The organism is Propionivibrio sp., assembly GCF_049316945.1.
Classification (GTDB): domain Bacteria; phylum Pseudomonadota; class Gammaproteobacteria; order Burkholderiales; family Rhodocyclaceae; genus Propionivibrio.
The window spans coordinates 1-15,623 of sequence record NZ_JBMOJE010000042.1; the positions used below are offsets into that span (position 1 = coordinate 1).

General features: G+C 53.9%; 23 protein-coding genes. 10 read left to right on the forward strand and 13 right to left on the reverse strand.

The window, feature by feature from the left end; translation table 11 throughout:
* Nucleotides 1-34 precede the first annotated feature (34 nt).
* The 13 genes from ACOYNV_RS11215 to ACOYNV_RS11275 all read right to left on the reverse strand — a co-directional run bounded on the left by ACOYNV_RS11215 (nt 35) and on the right by ACOYNV_RS11275 (nt 7,072).
* Nucleotides 35-289, reverse strand: coding sequence for a hypothetical protein (locus ACOYNV_RS11215; protein ID WP_422899862.1), 255 nt, complete (start codon nt 287-289; stop codon nt 35-37).
* A 59-nt stretch (nt 290-348) separates the two neighbouring features.
* Nucleotides 349-516 (reverse strand): hypothetical protein, encoded by a 168-nt coding sequence (locus tag ACOYNV_RS11220; protein ID WP_422899863.1) that lies wholly within the window; start codon nt 514-516, stop codon nt 349-351.
* Nucleotides 509-1,786 (reverse strand): DnaB-like helicase C-terminal domain-containing protein, encoded by a 1,278-nt coding sequence (locus tag ACOYNV_RS11225; RefSeq protein WP_422899864.1) that lies wholly within the window; start codon nt 1,784-1,786, stop codon nt 509-511. Before ACOYNV_RS11225 ends, ACOYNV_RS11220 begins: the two co-directional genes overlap by 8 nt.
* On the reverse strand, nt 1,723-2,148 hold the full coding sequence (locus ACOYNV_RS11230) for a hypothetical protein (RefSeq protein WP_422899865.1): 426 nt from the start codon (nt 2,146-2,148) through the stop codon (nt 1,723-1,725). The genes ACOYNV_RS11225 and ACOYNV_RS11230 overlap by 64 nt, the downstream gene beginning before the upstream one ends.
* A gap of 112 nt (nt 2,149-2,260) precedes the next feature.
* Nucleotides 2,261-2,545 carry a hypothetical protein gene (locus tag ACOYNV_RS11235; protein ID WP_422899866.1) on the reverse strand — a complete coding sequence of 95 codons (285 nt, stop codon included), beginning with the start codon at nt 2,543-2,545 and terminating at the stop codon, nt 2,261-2,263.
* 35 nt (nt 2,546-2,580) lie between these two features.
* Nucleotides 2,581-3,402: a PD-(D/E)XK nuclease-like domain-containing protein gene (locus tag ACOYNV_RS11240; protein ID WP_422899867.1), complete on the reverse strand. Its 822-nt coding sequence runs from the start codon at nt 3,400-3,402 to the stop codon at nt 2,581-2,583.
* Nucleotides 3,396-4,022 carry an ERF family protein gene (locus ACOYNV_RS11245; RefSeq protein WP_422899868.1) on the reverse strand — a complete coding sequence of 209 codons (627 nt, stop codon included), beginning with the start codon at nt 4,020-4,022 and terminating at the stop codon, nt 3,396-3,398. The genes ACOYNV_RS11240 and ACOYNV_RS11245 overlap by 7 nt, the downstream gene beginning before the upstream one ends.
* A gap of 1 nt (nt 4,023) precedes the next feature.
* Nucleotides 4,024-4,236 carry a hypothetical protein gene (locus ACOYNV_RS11250; protein ID WP_422899869.1) on the reverse strand — a complete coding sequence of 71 codons (213 nt, stop codon included), beginning with the start codon at nt 4,234-4,236 and terminating at the stop codon, nt 4,024-4,026.
* 73 nt (nt 4,237-4,309) lie between these two features.
* On the reverse strand, nt 4,310-4,456 hold the full coding sequence (locus tag ACOYNV_RS11255; RefSeq protein ID WP_422899870.1) for a hypothetical protein: 147 nt from the start codon (nt 4,454-4,456) through the stop codon (nt 4,310-4,312).
* A gap of 430 nt (nt 4,457-4,886) precedes the next feature.
* Nucleotides 4,887-5,159, reverse strand: coding sequence for a hypothetical protein (locus ACOYNV_RS11260; RefSeq protein WP_422899871.1), 273 nt, complete (start codon nt 5,157-5,159; stop codon nt 4,887-4,889).
* A gap of 1 nt (nt 5,160) precedes the next feature.
* Nucleotides 5,161-5,559 (reverse strand): hypothetical protein, encoded by a 399-nt coding sequence (locus ACOYNV_RS11265; RefSeq protein WP_422899872.1) that lies wholly within the window; start codon nt 5,557-5,559, stop codon nt 5,161-5,163.
* 49 nt (nt 5,560-5,608) lie between these two features.
* Nucleotides 5,609-5,845 carry a hypothetical protein gene (locus ACOYNV_RS11270; RefSeq protein WP_422899873.1) on the reverse strand — a complete coding sequence of 79 codons (237 nt, stop codon included), beginning with the start codon at nt 5,843-5,845 and terminating at the stop codon, nt 5,609-5,611.
* Nucleotides 5,846-6,670: 825 nt separating this feature from the next.
* The gene (locus ACOYNV_RS11275) at nt 6,671-7,072 is read right to left on the reverse strand and encodes a hypothetical protein (RefSeq protein ID WP_422899874.1); all 402 of its coding nucleotides are present in this window, start codon (nt 7,070-7,072) and stop codon (nt 6,671-6,673) included.
* Between the two features lie 80 nt (nt 7,073-7,152).
* Between ACOYNV_RS11275 and ACOYNV_RS11280 the strand changes: the two genes are divergently transcribed.
* From ACOYNV_RS11280 to ACOYNV_RS11325, 10 genes are all read left to right on the forward strand, one after another.
* A complete protein-coding gene (locus ACOYNV_RS11280) occupies nt 7,153-7,320 on the forward strand; it encodes a hypothetical protein (RefSeq protein WP_422899875.1) in 168 nt (55 codons plus the stop codon).
* Between the two features lies 1 nt (nt 7,321).
* Nucleotides 7,322-7,522 (forward strand): hypothetical protein, encoded by a 201-nt coding sequence (locus tag ACOYNV_RS11285; RefSeq protein WP_422899876.1) that lies wholly within the window; start codon nt 7,322-7,324, stop codon nt 7,520-7,522.
* A 162-nt stretch (nt 7,523-7,684) separates the two neighbouring features.
* On the forward strand, nt 7,685-8,317 hold the full coding sequence (locus ACOYNV_RS11290) for a hypothetical protein (RefSeq protein WP_422899877.1): 633 nt from the start codon (nt 7,685-7,687) through the stop codon (nt 8,315-8,317).
* The gene (locus ACOYNV_RS11295) at nt 8,314-10,014 is read left to right on the forward strand and encodes a terminase gpA endonuclease subunit (protein ID WP_422899878.1); all 1,701 of its coding nucleotides are present in this window, start codon (nt 8,314-8,316) and stop codon (nt 10,012-10,014) included. The genes ACOYNV_RS11290 and ACOYNV_RS11295 overlap by 4 nt, the downstream gene beginning before the upstream one ends.
* Nucleotides 10,015-10,089: 75 nt before the next feature.
* Entirely contained in the window at nt 10,090-10,485 is a 396-nt protein-coding gene (locus tag ACOYNV_RS11300) for a hypothetical protein (RefSeq protein ID WP_422899879.1), read from the forward strand.
* Nucleotides 10,482-11,039 carry a hypothetical protein gene (locus tag ACOYNV_RS11305; RefSeq protein ID WP_422899880.1) on the forward strand — a complete coding sequence of 186 codons (558 nt, stop codon included), beginning with the start codon at nt 10,482-10,484 and terminating at the stop codon, nt 11,037-11,039. Before ACOYNV_RS11300 ends, ACOYNV_RS11305 begins: the two co-directional genes overlap by 4 nt.
* Nucleotides 11,040-11,058: 19 nt before the next feature.
* A complete protein-coding gene (locus tag ACOYNV_RS11310) occupies nt 11,059-11,376 on the forward strand; it encodes a hypothetical protein (protein ID WP_422899881.1) in 318 nt (105 codons plus the stop codon).
* 22 nt (nt 11,377-11,398) lie between these two features.
* Nucleotides 11,399-13,177: a phage portal protein gene (locus ACOYNV_RS11315; protein WP_422899882.1), complete on the forward strand. Its 1,779-nt coding sequence runs from the start codon at nt 11,399-11,401 to the stop codon at nt 13,175-13,177.
* A 6-nt stretch (nt 13,178-13,183) separates the two neighbouring features.
* The gene (locus tag ACOYNV_RS11320) at nt 13,184-14,638 is read left to right on the forward strand and encodes a head maturation protease, ClpP-related (protein WP_422899883.1); all 1,455 of its coding nucleotides are present in this window, start codon (nt 13,184-13,186) and stop codon (nt 14,636-14,638) included.
* A 20-nt stretch (nt 14,639-14,658) separates the two neighbouring features.
* Entirely contained in the window at nt 14,659-15,555 is an 897-nt protein-coding gene (locus ACOYNV_RS11325) for a hypothetical protein (RefSeq protein WP_422899884.1), read from the forward strand.
* Nucleotides 15,556-15,623: the final 68 nt, after the last annotated feature.

Below are 15,623 nucleotides of genomic sequence, written 5' to 3' on the forward strand. Positions count from 1 at the left end.
GTCTGCGTGGATTCGGAGTCTGTTGGCGCGGTGGTCATAGGTCAGCTTGTGCGTTAGCCAAAATAGAACTCCCTGCTTCGGGGCGTCCCCCGACATCACACGTTGCTTCGTGGTCCAGTTTGCTGTCCGATAGCTCGGGTCCAGTGTGGGAGATAGCGTTGTATTCATCGAGTGCCGCCTGTGCCGCCTCACGGTGCGGGTTGCGACCTTCCGGCAGGTAGTGACCGAGGCACATATCCACGACGGCAGCCAGCCCTTCGGATACTTCCAGTTGTGTGCGGTATGCCATCGTCAGTCCTCCGAAGAGTTTTGCGGCCTTTAGAGCGTTTCGTTTCATTGTTTCGGTGTTCATTTTCTTTTGGTCTTTCGTTTAGTTGTTTGTTTTTCTAGTTGTGCCGTCCATTTTGCGCGTTCGGTTTCGTCAGAAAAGTCCCATGTAAATTCTCTCCCAAAGGTGGCAACAAGGCTATCATAATCCTTGCTTTTCTTGCCATAACCCCAGGGGATTTCATTCACAGGATTCAAATCGTCCTAGCTCTCCGCGTCGGGTAACGGTGATGTATTTGCCAGACTCTCCTCGCCTGTTTTTGCCAACAGTAATGATCGTGTCGCGTCCCTTGTCTGAGATGCCAAGGAGGATGTCCGCTTCGTGACCGATAGCACGGGACTCGCGCATCTGACCATCGTCGTTCATCTGGCTGGCAGTCATCACGCAGCAATCATTCACCAGCGCAAAGTTTTTGAGCGTCCGAGCGGTGGTCGAGACGGCTTGTTCACGGTTCGTTCCCTCCGCTTCGACCCGCTGAATGTAGTCAATGACTAACAGATCAAGGCCGTGCTTGCGCTTGATGAGCTTGGCAGTCCGCATGATAGAGTCGAGGTCGGGGATGTTGTCGAATATGTATAGCGGCAACCCTGAGAGAATGGATATATGCTTAACTTGCGATTCCATTTCGCGCCGGGTTCTTTCGGTGGTCATGTCGCAGTTGGCGCGGATTGGGAAACCAGACATGTTAGATGCAAACCTTTTAATGACATCAAAGGCAGGCATTTCAAGCGTAAAGAATGCGGTCTTTTTACCTTTCAGAATGGCGGCAACCGTAGCCTGTCCCAGCAGCAGGCTTTTACCTCGCGATGTAGGCGCGGCCACTACCAGCATCTCTTTGCGCTGTAGACCTCCACCTAGGATATTGTCGATAGGGTCAAGCCCAGTGGCGAAATACTCATGCGGCGTGTTGCGCTCCATTTCGTCGAGCAGCATCATCACCTGATTTTTTATTTGAGGAAGATTGACGGTTTCGGCCACTGTGGCAGCAGCGTCGAGTTCGGCCATGATGTCAACTAGGGGAGTCGTCATGCGTTCCGCCTGGGGAACTAGGTTCTGCGCGGCAACAATAAATCGGCGGTATGCGGCAGCTTCGGCCAACACCTCATGGTAATATGGGTAGGATGCTTTGCCTAAATTCGTCCCGAAAATCTCAAACACCATCGACAGGTCACCGTAGTCCTGCATCTGACCGTTGGCCTCAAGCTCTGCGCGGATGTGGGTATGGTTCAGCGAATCGTGAGGAGCCTGCTTGCGGATGAGTTCCTTGAGTGTGCGGAAAAGCAAGGCGTTGACGGGATGGTAAAAAAGCCCATCTTCTATCTCTTCAAGGAGTGCCGGGGTTCCGGCGAGGATGCCTAGCATGGCCTGTTCTGCGGTGTTGTTGTTTGGTAGGTTCATACTCTTATGTTGCTGTCGTTTCGTTGTTGGTTTGGTGTTGTGGTCGAGTCTTTTTTCCATTCGTTGGCGCGGTCAACTTCTGCTTGGAAATTGTTTAAGAAAGTTGAAAGGTCGCGCCGATGATATCCTCTAGGTTGTGAGCGTTGGAAGGCGTAATATTCATCGAGCAAGTCCATGGTTTCTGGCAGGATAACTCCCAGCTTTCGGTGCGCGGTGTGTTCCCTGTCACTCCATCCTGTGGTCAGCCTGCGAGAGAATAGTTTTGCAATGCGCTTCGCTGAGTCCGATGTGGGTAGGTTGCGCACTTTCTTCATGGGAGCTTCCGGCTCAGGTTCTGCCTGCAAAATAAGTGTCTGCTCGACTGGCTTTTCCACGGGTTTCTGAGCGTTCTTTTTCCGGTAGCTTCGCATGTATGTTGCCATGTATCCCTTGCGGCCTTTCTGGGCGAGAGCTTCATTGGTTTCCGCAATAAGCGGGGCCACTCTGACTAGGTGGGGGCTTTCCCCCCACTCTAGCCATTTGGCGAGAAGCTGCCTAGAACGGCAGATCGTCATCCCCGATGGTTGGGTTAATGTTTACGTTTGCGCCTTCGCTTTTTGGCTTGTTGAAAACAACTTCCTTCCAGTTGCCGATGATCGGACCACGTTCTCCAGCTTCGCGCTTTTCTTTGGAGATGGATTGGGTGACGAACCCATCGTTGCCGTATTCATCTTTGCCATCTTTGTTATCGTGCAGGGTTGCGTTAAGATATTTGTGGACTTTGCCAACGAAGATTTCTGATTTGTCGATTTTGTCGAGTTGGATTTGTATGGTTTTCATTTTGTTTGGTTTTTGGTTTTTGGTTTTGTTGGTGATTAGATGACGGATTCGGCCTGCTTCATCGCCCAGGCTGGGAGTGATGCTAGGTTGATTCCCTTTTCGCGCCCAGGCCAAACGTTGTTTTTCGTGCAGGACTTTAAGACGCGCAGGGCCGTTGCGATTTCAAGTTCGCCAATGCGGAGCGCATCGTCGGTTAGCGAGTAAACTGCGACACAATGCGGCGGGACTTTCTCGACAAATATAAAGACGAACTTTGATTTTGCTAACCCCAGCAGATTTGCCAACCGCAGATAGTAGGCTGCCTGCCGATGATATCCATAGGCAAAGATGGCCTTTTCCACGCTCCCAAGGTCGGCCAACTCGCAGGTTTTTAGGTCTGCAATGATATTGCCGCTCTTGGTCAGGCAGTCAATCCGGCCCTTGAGTTGCAGATCGCCATCCCCGGCAAACAGGCTCCTCTCCCTATCACTCCCAGAGATGAGCGCACTAGCTTCAGGATGGCTCCAGACTGCGTCCACCATCCGAGCGAGCATGTCGGCCTGCTTCTGCGGGATGATCGTTTCTGCGGTCTGGGATGCCAACCATTCTTTGCCAGCCTTCGTGCGTGCGTCAACGTCATCCGGCCTGACCACAAATGACCCAGCCATTTTCTCCGGCTCGAGGATGCATGTGTGAGTCAGGCTTCCGACCTTCATCGCCTCTGTCTTCTCCTTTTCGATTTGCCCATCCTTGTATGCTCGAAAATGAGCGGGAGTATACGGCGCGGATATCCATTTCAAGTCCGAGTTGCTGACTGCGGTGTGAGCAAAATACAGCGCGGGATGCATATCGTGGATGCCTGTGAATTGAGTTACCATGTGTACTCGCCTGTTTTGGGGTCAATGGTTTGCTCGCGCTCAACCGGGCTTGGCTCCACCGGCAAGACCAGATCAGGCGCCGGGGTCAGTTCAGCCTTGCGCTTGTCCTTCGCTGCCGTGGCTGCCGCCCGCTCTCCTGCGGATAATCCCCTCCATGCGGCCTGCAGCTCTTGGAGTGTGTTGGCTCCCGCGATAACCCCAGCAATGTCGCGCTGGGGTTGTGGGGCGCGGCGTGATGCAGCGTTGCCATCGTCGTCCTCGTTTTCGGGAGCGATGCCGCAAGTTGCCAGCAAACTGTACCGACGAGCATAAGTAAGTGCCGAACCGTGTCCCTGGGCGTCTTGTTTCGACGCCGGAACGTGCAGGATGCCTCCGCTGATTTTCCCGCCGCTTTCGTGGAGCAGCACAGTTTCGATAGCGACTCCGTTTTCGGATGGGTGCGTGACTTGCATCAGCGCGAGTCCGTTGCTGTTAAGTCCTCCGATAACCGCTTCAACGCAGGCCGCCAAATCGGCGTAGCGGTTTTTGAAATGCGGGTTCGTGGATGTTTTCAACGCTGCGCCAAAAACCCGCTGGGCCTTGACGAACGCTACTGTTGCTTGGTTGTCTTGTTCGCTCATATTAAATTCCTGTAGTTTCTTTCATTGTTGCTGCGAGGTCGCGGTAGGTCTGCCAGTAGACCGGCCAACCGGCCTTGATGATTGCCTGATTTTCTTTGTCGGCGTGTAGGTAGCACACTGCCAGATTGCGCACGAATCCGCCACCATATTCGCGCATCGCTTCCACGATGTGAAAATCGGTGATTTCATTTATTGCTTGCGTTGTTGTTGTCATTGTGTTTTTATCTTTTCGTTGTTGTTGTTGTTCATGGCTCCCGCCAGTGTTAATTCACTGGCGGGAGTTTTGGTTACTGCTCTGTCTCTTCTGATTCTTCGTCTGTCTCTTCGTCTTCTTCGATGTCGTCGATGAAAATCCCATCGACAAAATTGCCGGGATGGCAGCGGGGGCAGTCCTCCGCACCGCACATCCGGTCATTGCATTTGTGGTATGCCATTACCGTTTTTCGGTCAACACGTTTTTGAGTTTGCGTGTGAGCCGGGGTTTGCATCCCAGAGCGTCAAGGCCATCAGGCCCGATGCCGGGACGGTGTGCGTCGAGCCATGCTCTCCACTGGGCGTCTTTTTGGATGCGGGCGAGTTTGTCAACCGCGAAAAATGCGGCGATTATCATTATTGATGCGGGGATTAATATCATGTTGTGTGTTGGGTTGAGCGTGTAAATTACTAGCGGTTCGTTAGACTTCAAGGTTTCTTTTCATTTATTTTGCGGGGTTTCTTTTTGCCGATTGCACCTGGGCGAGGCAAGGCGGCGTTGCGTCTATTGGCTGCGGTTTTCGCCTTGCTTTTGACTCTCCCGGCAAGCCTTGCGCCTTCTGAGCGCACGGCGGCGTCGGGCAGTTCGTGTTTGCAGTTTGGACAGTTCATTCAGTTTTTTTTTGCGTAGGGAAGCGTGAACTTCGGGATGAAATACCCGCCGATTTTTCCCGTGTTCTTTTCGCTGTGGTAGGTGATTCCGAAAACGTCGTAGATGTAGTCGGAGTCGGGAGCCGCCAGCAGTCCGGCAAGGTCGAGTGGCATGTGGGCATGGGCTTCGGCCAGCATCCTGACCAGCACGACCTTGCTCCACTCGGTGGTGTATAGAGACCGGGCGCGGTCAGCTATTGCGCCGATGATGTCGATGTCTTTTTGGGCGTGCATATTATTGTTTGCCGTAGCCTGACCGAAAAATCTCCGTGACAGCGGCATCTTGGGATGATGTCAGCGCAATTCGTGTCTCGCCCGCTTTTTTGCACCAGCTATCGCCGGTGGTGGCCGACACAAGAAACCATGCGGAAGATCCTCGCACAAGTGTGACGGCTCCAACGATCCGTTGGTATTTGTAGGCGTTTGGCAGACTTCCGCCGCTGGATGCCGTTGCGGTTGCCCCGGCGCGGAGCGATTTTATCAGGCCGAGGCTGGCGAGTTGCTGTTCGGCGTTGGCGGCCCGCTCAATGATTTCCGCTGCGCTGGTAAATGTGTGGGCGGTGCTGCGACCGTTGGCCTGATTGAGGACGGCTTGGATGGCCGTGACGTTTTTGATGTCGATTTTGATTTTCATGGTGTGTTGGTTGGGTGGTTGGGTGGTTGGGTTGGGTGTTCTGGGTGGGCTATTCTGCGATTTCCTCCATCATTGCGGCAAATGCGCAAGGGTCTTGCTCTTCCCAGATGGGATCACCGTTCGTGTCGATCACGCGGGTTCCCCCGAACCAGTAAGCGGTGGTCATGGCGTCGGCGGTCTTGCCGTTGGTTCCGATGAGTTCGACTTCGGTGATTCCGTCGATCCTCCCCTGGGCTTGGATTACACGGCTGCTGATGTATTCGATTTGGATGGTGTTGTTTTTCATTTCGAAATCAAATTACCATCCGATCGTTAATTGTCACGAACTATTTTATTTTATTTACCTAACCACCTTAAGCATTTCCCAGAAATCCCTGTGTTTATCAGGGTTTGCGGGGGGATTTTATTTCTCATTTATTTTTTGGTTGCCCCTTGTTTGGTGCAAGCCTAGATGAGTGCAGGGCACTTGTTTTGCCGCATGTCCCAAGGTGGTACAGTCCCAAGGTGGTACAGTCCCCCGACGGCTTGTGTCCACCGATAGGACTGGTAGTCCTATCGTTCGGACTGGTAGTCCTATCGCGTAAACATAAAATTGTTTACAGCGTAAACATTTAATTGTTTACAGAACTCACAACCCATTGAAAGTAAGCACCTCGCAAGGCTACACTGTAAACAATTAGGTGTTTACGCGTAAACAATTAAATGTTTACAGGTTTCCACTTGTTTTTGCGCCGGTCTTGTCATGCTGCGGGAAAATTGACGTTTTCTCCGGTTTTCACGCAAACTTTCTTGGTTCTGTAAACCTCTACACCTCATCGCTCTACGCAAAACGCCAAAGATACTTAAAAATATATGCTTGACACGTTTTCGGGGAGATGGGTATAATTGATTTTAGAGGATAGCTTATTTATTACGCTATATCTTCGGTTTCTCCTCTCCTTGGTAAACTCTTAAAAGCCTATGAGTCGAGCGTAGCGAGCGACTTGACTTGCCAGTAGAGAGCCAGCCCTAATTCAAAAGTCTTTGTTCGGGGGGAACGTACTTTTATAATTTGCATTATGCCGGACTATCTATCACCCGTGCAACCTATAGTTGGCATAAACCCCATCACCTAGCACCTTCGCAATAGGTCTATGACATCCTGCAAACTGTAGCACACCGCCGCCATCCCTCCACCGGCGCGGATTGCGTCTAGGGTCTCGGTCTGCTCTTTGCTAACCACCCCGGCTGTCGTCTTAAGCTCAATCCCCACGAACCGGCCACGATAGCACAGGCGGAAATCAGGCCGCCCTGCTTTCACCGCTGTGCGCCTGCCAAACGGCTCGCACTCGTAATATATGCGGTAGATGTCTAGGTAGGACTTCACCACCTTGTGCAGCTTACCCTCTTCGCCATTCGCGAACCGCGCTTGCGCTTCGTCTCCGGTCATGCCTGCCTTCCCAAACTGCTTGCGGTCTTCATCGCTCATCAGCCCCTTTTGTTTGTCGTTCAGATCGGTGATGGATATTCTCATCCCGGCAGCATGGCATCCCCCCAGAAAACAACCAGAAAAAAACCTTGCGCCCCTGTTTGGCGAGAGTATTCTCGGAGCCTATGACAAGAGAACAGGCAACCAAGCTAGGCTACGCCTCAATGACAACGCCTTACAATCTACCAGCAGAGCAATGGATGTTGCAAAACGTCCTGGACGATATGGAGCGAGGCAAAATTGCGGTCATCATCATCGACAACGAGGTCTGGCGTAAGCCCGCCAAAGATTAACATGCGCCCACTCTACAGCCCCGCCACGGAGTTTTTCGACGCAGGCCGTAAGCTCGCCCGTATGCGTGCCGAGGTTCGCTACTGGCTCAACGCCGGAGCGTCACGCGATGCGGACCACGTTGCGTCTATGGGCCTTTTCTACCGGCTCATGACCCAGCACTATCGCGCCTTCCGGCGTGAGCTAATTTCAGCAAGCAAGTAAAAACCAAAACAACCAAAACCTAATAAAAAAATGAAACAACTAAATGTAAAATGGACAGGCATCCGCCCCATAAGGAATCTTTTTGCATGTATTTTGCCCGCGGTTGAGCAGTCTCTCGGTCAATCCCAACAAGTTCGATAGTTTGACAATGTTCGATAGTCCGTGGGGATAATCGAACTATCGAACGCTCTGGGCCTGAGCAAAAGCACGGTCTCGCATCTCGTGAAAAAAGGGATGCCGGTCAACTCGACCGACTCCGCGCAGGCGTGGCGTGAGACTAACGCAAAGCCACGTGCAAAGCGCGGCCAAGCTGGATCCACGCCGCCGGTTCCGGTATCACCTGCGGCATCAACCGAGCTGCTTCCATCCCCGCCGCCCAGGTCTAGAGATACGGATGGCGAAGACCCCGAAGAGTCCAACAATGATCCGCGTCAATCTCTGCGCCGTGCGCGTCGGGCCGAGCTTGTCGGATACAACGAGCTGTTAAAATGCCAGAAAAGCGGCGGCAGCGTGGAGGACTTTCGTAAAGCGAACTCGGTCTACATCTCGAGCCGGAACAACCGCATCAGGGCCGAGAAGGATTTCAAAGAGCATCAGAGACAGGAGTCCATCCTACTCTATTTCGACGAAGCGCGTGACGTTACGTCACGTCCGCACCTAGCTGCGAAGAACATGCTCGACGGTTTGCCGAAGACCTTGGCCCCCCGGCTCGTCGGGCAGCCACAGAAGGCGATAGAGAAGACCTTGGCCGAGTGGGCTGACAGCGTATTGAGCGCAATCCGCAAAGGGATATGACGCCAGCCGCCGAGAAACTGCGCGAGCATATCCGCGCTATCTACTCGCCAGCCGACAGGCGCACGGTGGTCGAGTGGACAGAGGACGAGCTAGTGCTTTCCGAGCGTCAGACCCAGATGCCCGGCACGTTCTCGACCAGGTTGACTCCGTATCTGCGCGAGCCGCTAGAGTGCTTTGGAGATGTGGACATTACTGACCTTGTTCTTGTGTTCGGGACGCAGACTGGGAAAACGACAATGGTGCAGGCCGGTGCAGCGTGGCGCATAGCCAACAAACCACAGCCGGTCGTCTGGGTGATGCCGACCGAGAACCTAGCTGGGAGCTTCTCGGAGACACGATGGATGCCAATCTGCGAAGACTCGCCAACACTTGCCGCGCTGATGCCGCGTGACCGGCACAAGTGGAAGCGGCTTGAGCAGCATTTCTCTCGTTGCTCACTGGTCTTCGTCGGCAGCAACTCGCCCGCCAATCTGGCAAGCAGGCCCGCCGGGTTGCTGTTGCTCGACGAGGTTGAGAAGTTCGCACAGGAGACCGACAGGGAAACGTCCGCTTTGTTCCTAGCCGAGAACAGGACGAAGAGTTTCAGTGGTGCGCTCCGCGTCAAGACCTCCACGCCGACCACACCAGACGGGCCAATCTGGCAGGAGTATTTAAAGGGTTCGCAGGAGAAGTATATGCTGGCCTGTCCGCACTGCACCGAGCGCATCGAGTTGCTGTGGGAACAAGTGAAGTGGGACGGAAAAGACGCAAGCGGAAGGTGGAACATGGCACAGGTCGAAGACTCCGCGCACTACGTTTGCCAACGATGCCAGGGGAAACTAAACGACGGTCAGAAAATGGAGATGCTGCCGCTCGGAGAATGGCAGGCGACTAACCCGGCGGCGCAACGCGGGTTTCGCAGCTTTCATCTCAACTCTCTTTATGCACCGTGGCGCAGTTGCACCTTTGGAGCGTTGGCAGTTAAGTTTCTCCGCGACAAAGAAACGCTGAACGGCCTGCAAGATTTTACAAACTCGACCATGGCCATGCCGTGGGAACAGGTCGAGACCAACATCGGAGAGTCCACAATTCTAAACCTTCGCGGTGAATACCTTCGCGGCAGTTGTCCGGTCGAGCCAACCTTTGTTCTGACCGGCGCGGACGTAGGCCAAGATGCGTCACACTGGGCCACAGTCGCGTTTGATGAGGGGGGCGCAAGCTTTGTATTGGACTACGGTACAGTTCTTGCCGTCGAAGACATAATGACGGTCTCAGCGCGGGAATACCGGACACCGATGGGCGAGATAGTCGCGCCGGTGTGCGGGTTGGTTGACTCAGGGTTTGCGACCTTCAGAGTTTACGCGGCCTGCCAGCAGAGCGGGGGTTTCTGGCACGCGGCCAAAGGTTCGGCGGCCACCTTCGGAAGCAAGATAAGCCGCACCGCGCTTGACAATTTTCCGGGTGTCGTCCTTTACAACTTTACCGACCACGCTATCAAGACCGAACTTTTTATCGACCGCATGAAGCGAGGCAGGCCGCCTATCGCAATCCCAAAAGATGCGGGCGATGACTTCATTCGTGGATTGTCCGGTCAGATGTTAGTCCCACGCAAGACCGCAAGCGGCTCAGAATTTGTCTGGAAGAAGGTTGCGCAGGATCACTATTCGGACGCCGTGAAGCTGTGTCATATCGCGTGGCATGTTTTGAAAAACTCATGACGGGTTTGATTGCAAGTTTATAATCAAAAACTTTAAGCTTGACAAGATTGCATCCGATCTACATTTTGCACCGTGATGGATTATTACACGCCACATGACGCCGCTGATGATGCCGTTGACGATTGCACTCGCGAAGAATTATTTGCCGACGACGACCATGAGAGCGCGTATCACGAAGCGGCTTCCAAGTTCCTATCAATGATTCTTTCGACGCTTGTCTGGGTAAGACAAGCTAGAACAACTCAAGAAACGATGATGCGTATTGACCTTGCGTTAAAGTTCTTTGGAGAACCCGCCATGCGTGACCTTAGCTGCGCAAAGATAGGGAAGGCGCATTACAGGACGCGAGCCGCCGCAAGTAACGCACTTCTTAACCTAGAGTCCGCGCTGGACATGCCGCCGGGCTTTGGACAAAAACTCATCAAAGACCGAAAGACTTTCAGCAAATCAAGAAATAATAACTGCAAATGACAAACGAAATCGCACTTAGTAACGAAGCCATCATCGGGAAACTCAACGAGTCACAGGGACGGCTCGACGTTCTCAAGACAAGCTTGCAAAGCAACTGCCTAGACTCGGCAAACACCATCCGAGAGATGGGTGTTTATCTTCTCAAGCTCAAGCAGGATACGCGGCACGGTGAGTGGCTCACGCTTTTTGCCACAAGCCACGGCGAGGCAAATGTAGCACCAGTGCTACATTTCGACGCAAGCACGTCCGCAAGATACATGCTGTTTGCCAAGGCCAACCCCGAACCGTTCATCGATGCAGCGCAGGCAATGGGAGCTTATCGCGAAATCTACAAGAGCGCGGGACTAATTGAGGCTGGCACATCCACAGCCGAAGCGAAGCGCATCACCCCTGCGGATGGCTGGCTCTCCGTGCTGCTGGATAGCGTCTGCAAAATTAACCGTGTGGTGGACAAGCACAACATCAACGACGCGCCCCAGGCACAAAAGGAAATCTTCGTCGAGCGTGCGCGTCCCATCGTGCGGCTCTTCATCGAGGCGGGCGGCGTAATCTAATTGACAGGCGCGCCTAGGCATGGCCGACATCACGGGAATCAAGAAGCACATCTTGCGCAGATACGCGCAAGGCCGGATTACGCTTGATGCCATCGAGGCCATCAGTGACAAAGCTGCCGCAGCCAACCTTCGAGGCGAGTCCACGGTTGAAATAACCGCATCCGGCTTTGATTCGGCCAACAGTTCCGGCGTGTTGGTACTTTCTACCAATGACCTGCTTGTTGCAGTGGGCGAGATTCTCGACAGCATTGACCCCGTAGTTGCCGCTATCGCCATGCGCCGCGTGTTTGTCCGCGCTGATTTCTCAACACTCACCGAAGCCGAGAGCGTGGTTTAGGTTTTGACACCTCGTCCAAGACGTGGACGAAATCAAACCGAAATCAAACAGAGGCGGCGTGCGCGTCGGGGCAGGACGCAAACCTAAAGACCCGCAGGCCCGCAGCTTTGAGGAGACGGCTCCGACCTATAACCGGCCACAGGTTTACCTAACCAGCATTGAGGCAAAGAACGAGTTGCCATCATGGGACAGGATGAAACTCCTGAAGTCCGCTAGGTGGCTGCTCAATAACTCCGGCCTTGCCCAGCGCATCGTGCGCGGCATCTCCCGTTATTCGGTAGGCAATGGACTAGTGCCGCAGGCCCGCACCGCTGACCGCGAGTGGAACAAGAAAGCCGAGCAGCTGTTTGAAGACCGCGTTGCCACCGATGCTTTCGCTTTTGACAAGTCTGCCGCGGTAAATTTCTACGAAGCGCAGCGGATGATCGTGGAGCAGATGGTTACCGACGGAGAGATGTTTGCACAACTGGACAAGAGCGAGACCGGCAACGCCATGGCGCGATTCATCACCGCTGAGTACGTAGGCAACCAGAGCAACGATGACGCTCAGGCCGGATACCATGACGGCGTGAAGGTTAACGCTGACAACAAGCCAATCTTCTATCGCGTGTTGTCTAACCCAGTAAACCAAGCCGCAACGTACACCGACGTTCCAGCCGCTGACATGATTCACATCCGAAAGCTTCACCGCTACGGATTTCTCCGTGGCGTGTCATGGCTTTGCTCGTCTGTCTCGCGCATCCAAGACTTGCGTACGATGATGGAGAACGAACAGCTTGCCGCCAACCTAAACAGCAAGATTGGCATTGTCATTGAGTCGCAGGACGCCGGTAACATTGGCCTTGGTTCGTCCCTTCGCAAGGTAAGCACCGGCACGACTGAAGAAGTCACCTTTGACCGGCTCACCGCAGGAACCGGCAGCGTGCAGCTTAAGCCAGGTGAGAAGCTGAGTGCGCACACCTTTGATCGCCCGAACGTGAATTTCTCGAACTGGATGGAATACATGGTGCGGGAAATCGCGTGGAGCGCGGGTATCAGCCCAGAGCTAATCTGGAACATGAGCGGCGTCGGCGGTGCGGTGGCTCGCCACATCCTGCAAGATGCAGAGGTTTTCTTTTCGGACATCCGGCAAGTTCTTGAGTTTCAGTTCTGCCGCCGGTTCTGGAGGTATTGGATTTGGCAGGCCATGCGCAAAGGAGAGCTCCCTTATCCCGGCGATGATTGGTGGAGGTCAGATTGGATTGCTCCACAGCGTCTGACCGTGGACACAGGCCGCGACGGCAAGCTTCGCCTCGACCTTGTGCGTGCCGGGTTACTCTCTCCGCAAAGATATTTTAACGAGCTTGGCCAAGACAGCGATACCGAGATCGAAGACATCATCCGCAATGCTGCCGTGCGCAAGCGCATGGTTGGCGAGATAGCTGCCGAAGAAGGGGTGCGCCTGACCGTGGAAGAGGTCTTCCCTCCTGCGCCAGGCTCCCCACCAGTTGTCGCACCGGAAGATGACTCCGAAAACCCAGCAGAAACGCAGGACACTGAAGACCAAGAACAATCTATGGAAACACAAGCATTGACCGAAATACTTGGCGTAGCCGTCCGCGCTGGCGTTGTAACTCCTTCCCGCGAAGTTGAAGCCGCAATGCGGACAAAGCTAGACTTGCCAGAAATGAGCGCAGACGTAATTGCCGCATGGAACGCTGACGGTGGAGTGCGCCGACCCATTACCCTTAGCAGTATTAAGGGTGGAGAGTCTGAAATGGTAGACCCAACAGACGGAGTTGATTCTGAGAATTCAGCATAACTAGCAATGAAGCCGCCGGACTACATCATCTCCGCTGCCAAGCGTGGCCTTGAGTTGCTCAACGAAGGATATGGCGGCGACGGTCTAACCGAAGGCACGAAGGACGCGGCAAGACGCATGGCAGCAGGCGAAGTGAGCGACGGCAAAATCGTAAAAGCAAACGCATGGGGAGCGCGTCACGCTGTTGACCTTCAAGCCGGCAAAAACAATAACCCAGACGATAAGGAATGGCCCGGTGCTGGTGCGGTTGCGCATTATCTGTGGGGCATCAACCCGCTCAACCCTGCTCCCGCTCGCGCATGGTTTGAGCGACAGGCTGAGAAAATCCAAAACCCTAGCGACAACGCAGGCTTTGACAGCACGCAGAAAGAAATGAATTGGTATGCCTTATCTAAAAATGCCGACGAGTCCTCGGACATTACGATCTATGATGCAATTGGCGCGGGTGGAGTTTCTGCCAAGCAATTCATTAAAGACCTTGCCGGAATCAAAGGGCATATCAATCTGCGTCTCAACTCCCCCGGCGGCAGCATCACCGACGGAGCCGCCATCATTGCCGCGTTGAAGCGTCACACAGCGGGATTCACCGCATGGGTGGACGGGTTAGCCGCTAGCATGGCCAGTGTTATCGCCTGCGCTGCGGATCAGTGTTACATGGCCGAAGGTTCGATGATGATGATTCACCGGGCCGCGACTGTCAGCATGGGAGACGCCGCCGATTTGCGTAAGGACGCCGACCTTCTGGAGAAGTTTGAGAAGTCGCTCGTCAACGTTTACATCAAAAAGACCGGACTTAGTGCCGACGAGATTAACATGATGCTTTCTGCCGAAACGTGGCTCGACCCACTGGAAGCTATCGCGCTTGGATTTGCTGACGGCATTTCTGAAACGCCAGAAGCAACCGCGCTTGCGACACCCGCACAAATGCGCAGCAGATTTGACATGTTCTTGAACGGTATGACCGAGAAACCCCTTAACGAAGACAAGCCCGAAGAGGAAGTGGTAGCTGCTACCGTTGAAGAAGCCCTCGCGGTTGTTGTCGAAATTGCCTCTATGATTGAAGGACTTTCTGACGAAGACAAAGTTACCGTCAAAGACGCCCTGAAAGAACTCGTTGCCGGTGACTCCGAAGTCGAAACCGAGAGCGAAGACGGTATGCCTAAAGAGCCAGTTGCTTCGGTCAATGCCATTGCGCTTGCCGAGAAGATTTCTAACCTTGCCGTGCAAATGTCGGTTGTTACCGCCGAGCGTGACGCTCTTGCTCTGGATATCTCTAGGCTGGAAGCTTCCTTCGGCGTTGCCGCCGCTTCTGTTGTGCCTGTCATCGTCGCTTCCGAGAACGCTACCGAGACCCTGCTTGAGCGTTTCAGCAACATCTCCGACCCAGTGGAGAAATCCGAATTTTACCGTGCGAACGCTTCTGCGCTTAATCGGGAACTCAAACATATCGTCACAGTCTAACACTTCAAACAAAACCCACTATGTCCACCATTAACTACACCCAGTCAATCTTCCTTCAGGAAGCCCTGCAAGCGTTCGTCGCAACTCTTCAGCCGCTTACCGCTTTCAGCCGCTCGTATTCGGGAGCCACTTCGCAGAAAGGTTCTGCGATCATCGTGCCTCGCGTCGAAGCTCTGACAGCTACGACCTTTTCGTATACGGCTAACTCTAGCCGTCCTTACGAAGCCGGTGGTGGAACGATCAACAGCATCACGGTCAACCTGAACAATCATCGTTATGTCACCTCCGACATCACCGACATTCAGGCCGCGAATCAGTCCCCAGCCATCTTGGTTAACTTCGCCCGGCAACAGGCCAAGTCCCTTGCCAAGCTGGTGCTGCAAGACTTGTTCGCTAACTTCACGACCGTGAACTTCGGAGCCGCTGTCCTTTCGACCACGGTTGCTAACGTGTCCCTGGCTGGTATCCGCACTGGCCGCACCGCTGTTATCAAGCGTGATGCAATGCCTGAAAACCTCATCCTCAATGCCGACTCATACGCTTCGCTGCTTAGCGATGCTAACATGACTCAGGCTTTCCAGTATGGTGGAAGCGAAGGTGTGCGCGAAGCCCGCCTTCCCCGTGTTCTCGGAATGAACACCTTTGAGACTAACGTCCTGCCAACTAACAGCATCTCGCTGGTTGGTATGATCGTTCATCCCGATGCTCTCGCCGTTGCGGTTCGCACGCTTCAGCCACAGCGTCCTGAGGTTTACAGTCGCTTTGAAATCCTCACGGATGACGAGTCCGGTCTGTCCATGGGATACCGCGAATACTTTGAGCCGGCCACTGGCAAACTGTATAGCGCCATGGAATGTCTCTTCGGTTCGGCGGTTGGTCTCAGCCTTGGTGCTGGACTTATCGTGCGGACTGACTAGTCTGTTCTCTGTTCGGTTGGTTGTTCATGATCCCCGCCGCTCTTAAAAAGGGCGGCGGGGTTCCCTAT

Excerpts from the sequence above, each read along its gene's own strand:
- ACOYNV_RS11215 (WP_422899862.1), bottom strand. The coding sequence starts at position 289 with ATGGCATACCGCACACAACTGGAAGTATCCGAAGGGCTGGCTGCCGTC.
- ACOYNV_RS11225 (WP_422899864.1), bottom strand. The coding sequence starts at position 1,786 with ATGGAAAAAAGACTCGACCACAACACCAAACCAACAACGAAACGACAG.
- ACOYNV_RS11230 (WP_422899865.1), bottom strand. The coding sequence starts at position 2,148 with ATGGCAACATACATGCGAAGCTACCGGAAAAAGAACGCTCAGAAACCC.
- ACOYNV_RS11235 (WP_422899866.1), bottom strand. The coding sequence starts at position 2,545 with ATGAAAACCATACAAATCCAACTCGACAAAATCGACAAATCAGAAATC.
- ACOYNV_RS11240 (WP_422899867.1), bottom strand. The coding sequence starts at position 3,402 with ATGGTAACTCAATTCACAGGCATCCACGATATGCATCCCGCGCTGTAT.
- ACOYNV_RS11245 (WP_422899868.1), bottom strand. The coding sequence starts at position 4,022 with ATGAGCGAACAAGACAACCAAGCAACAGTAGCGTTCGTCAAGGCCCAG.
- ACOYNV_RS11250 (WP_422899869.1), bottom strand. The coding sequence starts at position 4,236 with ATGACAACAACAACGCAAGCAATAAATGAAATCACCGATTTTCACATC.
- ACOYNV_RS11255 (WP_422899870.1), bottom strand. The coding sequence starts at position 4,456 with ATGGCATACCACAAATGCAATGACCGGATGTGCGGTGCGGAGGACTGC.
- ACOYNV_RS11260 (WP_422899871.1), bottom strand. The coding sequence starts at position 5,159 with ATGCACGCCCAAAAAGACATCGACATCATCGGCGCAATAGCTGACCGC.
- ACOYNV_RS11265 (WP_422899872.1), bottom strand. The coding sequence starts at position 5,559 with ATGAAAATCAAAATCGACATCAAAAACGTCACGGCCATCCAAGCCGTC.
- ACOYNV_RS11270 (WP_422899873.1), bottom strand. The coding sequence starts at position 5,845 with ATGAAAAACAACACCATCCAAATCGAATACATCAGCAGCCGTGTAATC.
- ACOYNV_RS11275 (WP_422899874.1), bottom strand. The coding sequence starts at position 7,072 with ATGAGAATATCCATCACCGATCTGAACGACAAACAAAAGGGGCTGATG.
- ACOYNV_RS11280 (WP_422899875.1), top strand. The coding sequence starts at position 7,153 with ATGACAAGAGAACAGGCAACCAAGCTAGGCTACGCCTCAATGACAACG.
- ACOYNV_RS11285 (WP_422899876.1), top strand. The coding sequence starts at position 7,322 with ATGCGCCCACTCTACAGCCCCGCCACGGAGTTTTTCGACGCAGGCCGT.
- ACOYNV_RS11295 (WP_422899878.1), top strand. The coding sequence starts at position 8,314 with ATGACGCCAGCCGCCGAGAAACTGCGCGAGCATATCCGCGCTATCTAC.
- ACOYNV_RS11300 (WP_422899879.1), top strand. The coding sequence starts at position 10,090 with ATGGATTATTACACGCCACATGACGCCGCTGATGATGCCGTTGACGAT.
- ACOYNV_RS11305 (WP_422899880.1), top strand. The coding sequence starts at position 10,482 with ATGACAAACGAAATCGCACTTAGTAACGAAGCCATCATCGGGAAACTC.
- ACOYNV_RS11310 (WP_422899881.1), top strand. The coding sequence starts at position 11,059 with ATGGCCGACATCACGGGAATCAAGAAGCACATCTTGCGCAGATACGCG.
- ACOYNV_RS11320 (WP_422899883.1), top strand. The coding sequence starts at position 13,184 with ATGAAGCCGCCGGACTACATCATCTCCGCTGCCAAGCGTGGCCTTGAG.
- ACOYNV_RS11325 (WP_422899884.1), top strand. The coding sequence starts at position 14,659 with ATGTCCACCATTAACTACACCCAGTCAATCTTCCTTCAGGAAGCCCTG.